The organism is Sphingopyxis granuli NBRC 100800 (genome assembly GCF_001591045.1).
In the GTDB taxonomy this organism is placed as follows: domain Bacteria; phylum Pseudomonadota; class Alphaproteobacteria; order Sphingomonadales; family Sphingomonadaceae; genus Sphingopyxis; species Sphingopyxis granuli.
The window spans coordinates 179136-187678 of sequence record NZ_BCUA01000001.1 but is presented as its reverse complement, the minus strand read 5'-3'; the positions used below and the strand labels follow the sequence as shown (position 1 = coordinate 187678).

Below are 8543 nucleotides of genomic sequence, written 5' to 3'. Positions count from 1 at the left end.
GACGACGCACTGCCGCCGCTGCCCGGTGAAGGCGACACCGCCGGCGCGCCCGCGCAAGGGGCCGAGGCCGGCCTCGGCCAGTCGTCGGCAGAGCATGGTTTCGGCGAGGAACCGCAGGAAGGCGGCCGCCGCCAGCGGACTCCCGAACCGGTCGAGTGACGGGCACCGCCCGCACCTGATCCCGCGTCCCGAGCCCCCGACGCGGGGTGACAGGGCTCGTTTCGCTCCCCGGCGAAGCGGGCCCTGTTTTCTGTCTACCCTGATCGGAGATGCTTCATGCCCCTGACGATTGCGGCTCGTCTCGACCGCGCCCGCCACAGCCACGCAACCCTCGTGCGCTTTTCCGAGCGGCGCGAAGCCTTTCTGGAGGCACTTGATTGGGAGGCTTTCGACCCCGGGTTCGTGCGCGAAACGTCAATGGCGGACGAGCAGCTTAGCTTGGACCTTGCCGATGCCTGGCTCCTTGTCGACCATCTTGAGGAGCGGCTTGCAGAAGAAAGCTGAATGCGGGTCTTCTACATCAGTGGGGTTATAGATCGTCAATCGGCAATCCGGGTCCAGACCTGAGATCGGCATCCGATCCGTCCAAGCAGGCATCCTTTGCCCTCGAGATGCGCGGCGTCGATCACGCTGATCGTTCCCGTGAAGGTCTTCCCGATGTCGGGGACAAACACCCGTCCCCGCCACACATCGGGCCGGCTGCGCTCGAAGTCGCGGAACAGGGTCACCCCGACCAGCTGCGGCGATCCGCCACGCGCGGCATCCGCCTTCGCCTTGTCATTGGCCCAGACCACGATACCGCACATCCGGTCACCACAAGGCTCGGCGCGCACATGGACGCTGCCCTTGGGGTTCGACCAGACCCCGAACGATCGCTCGGGTGTATTGGCCGCTGCCGTCGACGATGCCGCCAAGGCTGCGAGCACCGCCATTCTTTTCCATTTCACTCGCCCAGACACCTTGTCACTCATGATCTGGCGCCCTCCCTCCCTGCCGGGATTTGCGCGATTGCCTTTGCTGACGCTTATGCATGCCGCCAGAACATGTCTTGTGCATGACGTTGCGGCCTCGCGCCAGACTGCCTTTCATCAATCCGCCTGTACCAACCCGTAAGTCCTTGCCCGGTTCGGGCTAGACGGCGCCGTAGTTCCTGTTCCGCAAACCTGTGAGGACCCGCCTGACCGGACTCTCACAGCCGAATAATCCCAGGCCGGTAATGACCTCGTCCTTTGTCTGTTCGGTGATTTCCCGTCCGCAGAATATCCATGATCGAATCCGGATCATTGCTCAACGCGGCACGACGCTCCCGGATCGGTCCGACCGCGGACTGTGGAGGATGCTGGTCAACCGCTTCTTCAGCGCCACGTCACCAAGGCTGCCCCGCCGGTAGTGCGCCTACGAGCGCCTTGGCCTCGGGCAACAGGATCGGCGCATCGCCCGGCAATCGACACGCGTGCGCTATCGCATCCATCGAGCCGTCACGGCCGCGGTCCTCCACCTCTGTGCCGTCCGCATTTTCTTCTTGTGGCTGGCCCTTTTCGCCATCCATCGGCGCGAGGAGGGAACCCGTCAGTCTCGACACCGCAGGTCGCATCCGACCCAGAGCGTCCATGACCATCAGACCATGTGCCAGCATGCCGCGTGTCGCCGTGCGTTCTGGCGCAAACCATCGGCATTCGCCCGGTGACGGCCCGTAGTCGCGCAGACACTTTGTCCAGGCGTGACCGATCGAGACTCCACCAGGGGGCGACCCGCTTGACGGGATGAACGCTACGCCCGTGCGGGACTGCCGCAACCCGCGATTTTACGACCGTGTTGTCGGCCTTCGGCCTCCGCCCGCACCACTCGAAAAATCGAGGTTCCCCCTCGCTCACGCTCGGGTGCGGCAGCCCCTCAATCCCGGGCTTTCGCGATTGTCCATCCCAGCGGGATCGGCCCGCTGGCGGAATTGCGAAAGGCACTCAGCCATGAACAAGGTTTTTCTCTCGGGACGCATCACCTCGGACATCAGCCGCTTCGGTACGGACAGCAAGGGCGGCGTCAGCTTCTCCCTCGTCACATCGAAGCCGGTCATCAAGGACGGCCAGATCCAGAAGGACGAGAACGGCTACACCGAGACCTATGACGAGTTCCACACCGTCAAGGCCTTCAACGGCCTCGGCAAGTCGGTCGCCAACCACAAGAAGAAGGGCGACAAGCTGATGGTCGTCGGCGAGATCCGCTACAGCCGCAACGAGCGCGACGGACGCACTTACTACAACACCGACATCGTCGCCGAGGAAATCGAATTCCTCTGACCGCCTTCCCGGGGCGGTCGCATGCGGCCGCCCTCCATCCTTCAGATATGGAGACCGTCCATGTTCACGCTCGCAAGCTTTGATGAGATCGCCGGGATCGGCCACGGCATCGAAATCACCAACCCCACCATGGTCGCCCGCATCCGCCGGGTCGCAGACACTCTCAACCGCTACGAGATCGCCGCGCGCCTCGCCGATGCGATCACCGATGCTGCCGACGCCGCGCACACCCGCGCCTTCGAGGAAGCCCAGTTCGGCGAGGCCAGCGCCGATGCGATCGTCGATTGCGAATATTATGACGACCTCGCCGCCGCCTGGTCGCTCGTTGCCAGCGAACACCAGCTGATCAACCCCGACGCCATTTTCGCACATGGCGGGTCAGTCCACTGACCCGCCGCCGCCCTCTCGTCACAAGGACCTCGCCCATGAACCAGCCCATGCCCTCCGCCCGCGATGCGGTACACAGCTATGGGGTCATCCTGCATCATCGCCTCGCCTGGTGGCTTGTCGATTTCCCTCAACTGGACGCGATGCCTTTGCGCGCGCGCAAGCTCTCGGGCCGGCTCACGCCGGCCCTCGCCGGCTGGCTTCGGGCCGAGACCGGAGATCCCGGCCTTGTCTGCGACGTCGCTGCCCTTAATCCCGAGAGCCGCTGCTGGGCCGGAGAATTCTCCCTCGTCCCTGCGCATAATGACGCAAAGCTGTTCGACATCGATGCCCATCCCTGGGGCGCCGAAGCGGGCGAACTGGAATGCCGTCTGGCGCGCACGATGATCGATGCGACCCTTCACCCTGTTCCCGCGGGGTTCATCGCGGCCCTTGGCATCCTGCCGCCCGAGAATGAACCGGTGCTCGCCATCCGCGTCAGTGGCTACACATGCTGTACCTTCGAACTGCTGACCGCGCGTTATATGCCGACCTATCGGCCGCGCTCGCCATGGCGCGATATCTCGAACGACGCGGTTGCCGACAGCGGCGGCGACATCATCGGGTGGCGACCGGCGACGGAGTGGATCGGGCCGACCTGATCCGTGCCAACGCCGCACATCCGGGCCGTGCTCCCGTCACGCGCCGGATGCCTGCGAAAGTACGGATAGCGAAGCTGGAAGCGCGACCCGCGGGGCTGGCTCGATGGCCGCGCCGACCTTTGCGCTCACTTCGTCCAGTGTTGCCGTCAAGCGGTTGAGCTGGGTCCAGTTGCCGCCCAGCTCGGGCCCGCACCGGGTGGCGCGATATTCCCGTCCAGCGCTCAAGGAGCCGAGATGATGAAGCGTGCGCTGGCGCAAGCGAAGCGCCTTTGCCGCCGCCAGTCCGGCGCGCTTGGCCAGATCATGTTGATAGCCTCGGATCTCGGCGGGGGCATGGCCCTTATGGAGCAGCAGCGCATTGAGATAGAGTTCGATCGCATGGATGGGGCTCATGCAGGCCGGTGCCCAGCTCGAGGGCTGGCCCTTGCGGCCTCGGCTCAAGAGATCGTGCGCGCCGCCGCGATATTCATCGGCGAGCAATTTGATCTGCGCCGCCGTCGCTATTTCGCCAGGATAGGAAGCTGAACCCCCGTGCATGGCAGCGGGTTCCAGGGCATATTTCGGAGACTTCTCAAGCGCCTTACCTTGTTATGCAGGAGCAGGGGTGGTGGCGCATCCCGCCCTTCGCCGCGCTCAGGACGGGACCGGGGCTCTATTCGCTAAGCCGCCGTTCGCGCTGGCGCGCGACCCCCGGCAAAGCTCACGGAGCCAAGGCGTTCGCCTCGTCTCCGCCCTGCCGGGTCACGATCCCGCTTGGCGCGGGTCCCCACTGTGAGGTTTGTACACCCCTATTCCTCTCTTGTGTCCTTTTAGTGTGGCATGCGGGGTTGGCGGTCCTTCAGGATGAGCGGTTCCCCCAATTTTGACGCCGCCGCCGCTCCGCTGCGCGTCCCGGCAACACCGACAAAATCGGCTCCCCCACTCCCCGCTGACGCGGCGTTAACCCGGGTCCGGCCGGCGGCCGGCTTCCCGGTTAACGTCCCTGACCTCCCTGACCGCCGCATGCCCTGAGTCAGGTCTCATCCGAGGAGATGAGACATCAACATGCCATGGAGGCTCACATGAACAAGTCTTTCGCAAATTTCGCAGACCTTGCCAGCTTCATCGCCGCAGAAACCGGAAATCAGGATCGCAGCTCGATCTACGAGGGCGCTTTCATGGAGCATGACGAGCGCGCCAAGCTCTCCCCCGTCGATGAAACCGAACAGCTCGAGATGCCCGATCCGGAGCAAGCCCGCGCTGCTGTCGAGATGGTGATGGCGACACTGTTCGATGTGTTTCGCGATACTCGCCTCGAGGCCTTCGCGTCCGACCTCGCCTGGGGCTTCGTCAACAGCTTCCATGTCGTGGCCAAGCGGATCAACGACCGCGAAGATGACGCAGCCAAGGAACTTGGCGATCTCGCGCGGACCTTCGATCCTAGCGAAATCTACGCCTCGCAACTCGAAGAAGCGCAGCTGCTCTGCCAGACACTGCAAGGATGCCGCGACGCCATGGAATGCATGCGCGACCATGCCGCCGAAGTCTATCGCGTCGAGACCGGCCGTCCCTACTCCCCGACGCGCGGCAGCCGGGTATCGCGGGGGGTCACCGCGTCGATGATCGACGCCCGCAACTATCTTGCCGAGCGGGCGCGCGAGCGCCGTGAACAGTTCGCCCCTGAAGGGCCTGTCGTCGCCTTCTCGGGCGGGCAGATCTGGGACGATCACGAGATGCTGTGGCGCGGTCTCGACTCGATCAAGGCCCGCGTTCCCGAGATGATCCTCGCCACCACGGCCCAGACCAAAGGCTGCGATGCCATTGCCCAGGCCTGGGCGGCAGCACGCGGCGTGAAGGTCATCCTGTTCCGGCTCGACCGACGCCTGGGAGCGAAGGCCGCGTTCGTCCGCAACGATCGCCTGCTCGCCCTCAAGCCGGTCGAAGCGGTGATTTGCGAAGGGTCAGGCATCCAGATGAACCTCGCCCAGAAACTCCGCCAGTCGGGTGTCCCGCTGCACGTGGTGAAGCTCGACAGCCAAGCTCAGCGTCCGGCACCGCAGCGTCAGCAGCGCAGCGCCTGAATTCACTCTCGAGAGGCTCCGGCATCCGCCGGGGCCTCTCTTTCCTTTTTTCGCGAGACAAGCGGCGCTCGGGGGCATCGAACCCCCGCGCGCCGCAGGGCAATAACCTCTCCGGCGACCGTCGGCGGCGCGCGGCAATTCCAGAGAAAAGGGGGTGGAAAGAGGTGATTTTTCCAAGGAGACAAAATCATGTCCATCCTCTTTCGTATCGCGCTTCCCGCCGACGATACGCCCGCTCCCGTCGCCGTGATCACCGCCCGCCAGCTTGCCGCGCTCCGCCGCTATCTGCGCGCCGAGGGCGACCATATGGGCCTTGCGCTTATCGAACCCGACGAGGTCATCGGCGACAGCTTCGAGGCCCGCGTCTGCCCGCTGGCGCTCGCCGCGGTGACCGGCGTTTTCGACCATGATCCGGCGGTGATCAGCGTCGTCGAGGAAGCCCAGTTCCGGGGGCGGCGCATCTCGATCCATCATTGCGCCAGCACAGCCGAAATCACGATGCGCGTCGCCCTTACGTCTGACTGCGGACTGGAACTCGATCTCGCTTATGGCAACGCCTATGCGTTACTCGAAGCGCTCGGCATGGCCACGGACAGCGTCGGCGAAATTCCGCTCGAACAGGTCCGGAACCGGCTCGCCGATCCGGACACTCCGGCCCGCGCGGCCGAACGCGGCGTCGACCATTACCTTCCCCGGATTGAACGCCTGTTGGCGAGCGCGACCGAGTCTGGCGACGCGCGTCTCGCCTGGGCCTGACACGCCGTGATGGATCAGCAGGAGCCTTCCGTGGGGAAGCTCGCTGCCTCACCCAGGACCGTGTCGATCGCCACCTGAAGATGTCCTGCCGCGACATTCTCTCCGAGCGTATCGAGCAATGGCAAGACCTCCCGCATCAGCACGATCGCGAGAGCCCGTTGCACGCTCAGATCGGCCTTCGACCCATCCTCGATCCGATCGATCATATCCCCTCCGGCACATGTCATGACGCGGTGGCGGGTAGTATGGGGGACATGCGGCACCCGGTTACTCCCGCGCGCTGGGCGCGGGAGCCGGGGCTGGTAACACGTCGAGACATGCGCCTACGCTTTTAGTGCCGGGGCACCTGGACATATGCGCAGGCACCCCGGCGTGAAGATCACACCGAGTTGCCGTTCTCGACGGGATTACCAGTCCCGGCGCTGCCGCTTTGCAGCGCAGTCAGGCCCCTATCACAGACCACCATTCGCACCAAGCCAAGGCTTGAGCTGACGCGTTTCGATAGCCTTGCAGCAAGACCGTCGTGCCCGTTCCGGCACAGTGCTTTGCGGTTAACCCGGAACGCCCTGAAAGGGTTCGGGGGCAAAGCCGCGCGCTCTCACATCTCGGCATCAGATGGGCTTCATCGCCGAAGCATGACGCTGGGTGTCCATCGGCCGTCAAGGATCAGCGGTCCGCCCAATTTTGCCCGCTCCGCTCCGCTCCGCGACGGCAAAATCGGTTCCCCCGCTGCCCGCTCCGAGGCGGTCGCGCCGTCCCTGACCGCCTCAACACCGCGTCCCGATGGGCTCACCCTCATCGATGGAGGCTCATATGGACGATTTCACCGACTCTCTGCGAACGCTGTTCACGGCCCCGATCTGCCCTCACTGCGCCACACTTTTCGATGCCGGTCAGTATGACCACGTCGACGATTGCGCCTACTGCTGCAACTGCAGCAGGCGGTATAAGATCGCCACTGAACACCGCCCGCCGCATCCGGAAGAGCGTCAGGAACATTGCATGCTCGACACCGCGGAATCGGTCGCGCTGAATCAGTTCCGGACGGACGCAGAGCGCATCGCCGCCTCAGCGATCCGGGAGATAGTGGGTACGTCCTACGAACTCTATGCCAGGAGGTTCAGTGAGGCTTGCGAGCCCTATATCGACGACCTCGATCCGATCCTACGCCGCCACGCCATCGCGATTGCCAACCATCATGGCTACATCGAAGATACCGACGAGGCGCGGGCGGGTTTCGGACCTGGGCTATGCTCCTTCAGCGGCATTGAGGAGGACTGCTGCCACTGTGGTCGCCATCCCTGACGGCAACCGGGGCCGGGCTTTGCGCTCGGTCCCTTTTCTTGCGCCGCCAGCTCTATATCCCGGCTCGCTCGCGTGCCGCACGGCCCCTTCGGTCCGCACGCCGCTACGCCTTGCCGGACACCACTCCACGAGAGGAAAAATCTCTCACAGTCTTCCCATGATGTCAGACGACCGAGACCGCCTCAAGGACGGCGGGGCCCCACCATTTTCTTCGGCGGATCAAACCTCGTGCTTCCCTGCCGATGCCGGTGGCCGCCGAAGAAAATCGTGACCCCCACCGCCGCTTCGCGGTCGCTTCGCGATCCTTGACCCGGCCTCGGCCGCCCGACGCGCCTGATCCTGTCATTCAAGACAGACAGGAGCCTAACATGCAGATCATCTCGAACGCCGCTGCCGACAATGCCGCCTACTTCGCCGCAGTTGCGTGCGCAGAGCGCCGGGCCCTTCACAGCTACTTCGACCAGCATGTCATCCAGGACGATGAGCTGGGCTACCTCGCCATAGATGAAGGGGATTATGGCGCACTGGGTCAGCCGATGATCGACCGGATCGTCTACACGGCACGGGGCGGGATGCCCGACGAGTTCTGAAACGACAAAAGGGAGGGGCGCCCGTCGCCTCTCCCTTTTTTTGTTGCGAGGGAATACGGACATGGGGGGCATCGAACCCCCCATGTCCGTGCCGCGACAAAGGGTCGCGGCGGGGGCTGGCTAGGCCGTCAGGCGCTTTTCCACCTCGGCGATACCCAGGAACTTGATACGTCCGACCAGGCGGGCCAATTGACCCGGCTCAAGCTTCAGCAGGCCTGCCTTTTCGATCGTCTGGATTGCTTGCTCCCTCTCCCTGTCAGCGAGGCTTCTGCGCCTCTCTTCCAGCTTGCGGGCCTCTGTCTCGATCGCTGCCCGTTCCTGCTCCAATGTGCGTGCCATAATGGCCCTCTTCGTTCAGGCTGATCGGGCTATGAACCCTTCGACTATATGCCGGGAACAACGCTGCGGGAACCCTGCATCGAAAATCGAACCACCGCCCATACGATCCGCAAAACGCGGTTCGCAAGTCGCGCGCGTCGTCCGTCCAAAGGACGGCCTGGCGCCCCG

At 64.3% G+C, this 8543-nt stretch carries 13 protein-coding genes; 8 read left to right on the top strand and 5 right to left on the bottom strand.

What is annotated here, in order from left to right; translation table 11 throughout:
- Window positions 1–276 precede the first annotated feature (276 nt).
- On the top strand, window positions 277–504 hold the full coding sequence (locus tag SGR02S_RS00855; protein ID WP_067105124.1) for a hypothetical protein: 228 nt from the start codon (window positions 277–279) through the stop codon (window positions 502–504).
- A gap of 35 nt (window positions 505–539) precedes the next feature.
- Here the strand turns inward: SGR02S_RS00855 and SGR02S_RS00850 are convergent, their stop codons facing one another.
- Together SGR02S_RS00850 and SGR02S_RS00845 are read right to left on the bottom strand one after the other, a co-directional pair.
- Complete coding sequence (locus tag SGR02S_RS00850; RefSeq protein WP_067105123.1) at window positions 540–971, bottom strand: DUF2147 domain-containing protein; 432 nt, start codon at window positions 969–971, stop codon at window positions 540–542.
- A 395-nt stretch (window positions 972–1366) separates the two neighbouring features.
- Window positions 1367–1636 carry a hypothetical protein gene (locus SGR02S_RS00845; protein ID WP_067105122.1) on the bottom strand — a complete coding sequence of 90 codons (270 nt, stop codon included), beginning with the start codon at window positions 1634–1636 and terminating at the stop codon, window positions 1367–1369.
- A 331-nt stretch (window positions 1637–1967) separates the two neighbouring features.
- Between SGR02S_RS00845 and SGR02S_RS00840 the strand changes: the two genes are divergently transcribed.
- The 3 genes from SGR02S_RS00840 to SGR02S_RS00830 are packed head-to-tail and all read left to right on the top strand — an operon-like array spanning window position 1968 to window position 3325.
- Window positions 1968–2297 (top strand): single-stranded DNA-binding protein, encoded by a 330-nt coding sequence (locus tag SGR02S_RS00840; RefSeq protein ID WP_067105121.1) that lies wholly within the window; start codon window positions 1968–1970, stop codon window positions 2295–2297.
- A 60-nt stretch (window positions 2298–2357) separates the two neighbouring features.
- Window positions 2358–2687 carry a hypothetical protein gene (locus tag SGR02S_RS00835; RefSeq protein WP_067105120.1) on the top strand — a complete coding sequence of 110 codons (330 nt, stop codon included), beginning with the start codon at window positions 2358–2360 and terminating at the stop codon, window positions 2685–2687.
- 35 nt (window positions 2688–2722) lie between these two features.
- Window positions 2723–3325 carry a hypothetical protein gene (locus tag SGR02S_RS00830; protein WP_067105119.1) on the top strand — a complete coding sequence of 201 codons (603 nt, stop codon included), beginning with the start codon at window positions 2723–2725 and terminating at the stop codon, window positions 3323–3325.
- A 36-nt stretch (window positions 3326–3361) separates the two neighbouring features.
- On the opposite strand, the gene SGR02S_RS00825 is transcribed toward SGR02S_RS00830, so the two are convergent.
- Entirely contained in the window at window positions 3362–3862 is a 501-nt protein-coding gene (locus SGR02S_RS00825; RefSeq protein WP_067105118.1) for a hypothetical protein, read from the bottom strand.
- A gap of 524 nt (window positions 3863–4386) precedes the next feature.
- Between SGR02S_RS00825 and SGR02S_RS00820 the strand changes: the two genes are divergently transcribed.
- Both SGR02S_RS00820 and SGR02S_RS00815 read left to right on the top strand, forming a co-directional pair.
- Window positions 4387–5385: a DUF2493 domain-containing protein gene (locus SGR02S_RS00820; protein ID WP_067105117.1), complete on the top strand. Its 999-nt coding sequence runs from the start codon at window positions 4387–4389 to the stop codon at window positions 5383–5385.
- Window positions 5386–5574: 189 nt separating this feature from the next.
- Entirely contained in the window at window positions 5575–6141 is a 567-nt protein-coding gene (locus SGR02S_RS00815) for a hypothetical protein (protein ID WP_067105116.1), read from the top strand.
- Between the two features lie 14 nt (window positions 6142–6155).
- On the opposite strand, the gene SGR02S_RS00810 is transcribed toward SGR02S_RS00815, so the two are convergent.
- Window positions 6156–6347, bottom strand: a complete 192-nt coding sequence (locus tag SGR02S_RS00810) for a hypothetical protein (protein WP_067105115.1) — start codon at window positions 6345–6347, stop codon at window positions 6156–6158.
- A 607-nt stretch (window positions 6348–6954) separates the two neighbouring features.
- On the opposite strand from SGR02S_RS00810, the gene SGR02S_RS00805 reads away from it, so the two are divergent.
- Window positions 6955–7446, top strand: a complete 492-nt coding sequence (locus SGR02S_RS00805; RefSeq protein WP_082796858.1) for a hypothetical protein — start codon at window positions 6955–6957, stop codon at window positions 7444–7446.
- Between the two features lie 368 nt (window positions 7447–7814).
- Window positions 7815–8036: a hypothetical protein gene (locus SGR02S_RS00800; RefSeq protein WP_067105113.1), complete on the top strand. Its 222-nt coding sequence runs from the start codon at window positions 7815–7817 to the stop codon at window positions 8034–8036.
- Window positions 8037–8156: 120 nt separating this feature from the next.
- Here SGR02S_RS00800 and SGR02S_RS00795 read toward each other — a convergent pair whose 3' ends face one another.
- Entirely contained in the window at window positions 8157–8375 is a 219-nt protein-coding gene (locus SGR02S_RS00795) for a hypothetical protein (RefSeq protein ID WP_067105112.1), read from the bottom strand.
- Window positions 8376–8543: the final 168 nt, after the last annotated feature.

What these genes read in the sequence shown, in the direction of transcription:
- SGR02S_RS00840 (WP_067105121.1), top strand. Translation starts at nt 1,968, where the DNA reads ATGAACAAGGTTTTTCTCTCGGGACGCATCACCTCGGACATCAGCCGC.
- SGR02S_RS00815 (WP_067105116.1), top strand. Translation starts at nt 5,575, where the DNA reads ATGTCCATCCTCTTTCGTATCGCGCTTCCCGCCGACGATACGCCCGCT.
- SGR02S_RS00805 (WP_082796858.1), top strand. Translation starts at nt 6,955, where the DNA reads ATGGACGATTTCACCGACTCTCTGCGAACGCTGTTCACGGCCCCGATC.
- SGR02S_RS00795 (WP_067105112.1), bottom strand. Translation starts at nt 8,375, where the DNA reads ATGGCACGCACATTGGAGCAGGAACGGGCAGCGATCGAGACAGAGGCC.
- SGR02S_RS00845 (WP_067105122.1), bottom strand. Translation starts at nt 1,636, where the DNA reads ATGCTGGCACATGGTCTGATGGTCATGGACGCTCTGGGTCGGATGCGA.
- SGR02S_RS00835 (WP_067105120.1), top strand. Translation starts at nt 2,358, where the DNA reads ATGTTCACGCTCGCAAGCTTTGATGAGATCGCCGGGATCGGCCACGGC.
- SGR02S_RS00855 (WP_067105124.1), top strand. Translation starts at nt 277, where the DNA reads ATGCCCCTGACGATTGCGGCTCGTCTCGACCGCGCCCGCCACAGCCAC.
- SGR02S_RS00850 (WP_067105123.1), bottom strand. Translation starts at nt 971, where the DNA reads ATGAGTGACAAGGTGTCTGGGCGAGTGAAATGGAAAAGAATGGCGGTG.
- SGR02S_RS00825 (WP_067105118.1), bottom strand. Translation starts at nt 3,862, where the DNA reads ATGCACGGGGGTTCAGCTTCCTATCCTGGCGAAATAGCGACGGCGGCG.
- SGR02S_RS00800 (WP_067105113.1), top strand. Translation starts at nt 7,815, where the DNA reads ATGCAGATCATCTCGAACGCCGCTGCCGACAATGCCGCCTACTTCGCC.
- SGR02S_RS00820 (WP_067105117.1), top strand. Translation starts at nt 4,387, where the DNA reads ATGAACAAGTCTTTCGCAAATTTCGCAGACCTTGCCAGCTTCATCGCC.
- SGR02S_RS00810 (WP_067105115.1), bottom strand. Translation starts at nt 6,347, where the DNA reads ATGATCGATCGGATCGAGGATGGGTCGAAGGCCGATCTGAGCGTGCAA.
- SGR02S_RS00830 (WP_067105119.1), top strand. Translation starts at nt 2,723, where the DNA reads ATGAACCAGCCCATGCCCTCCGCCCGCGATGCGGTACACAGCTATGGG.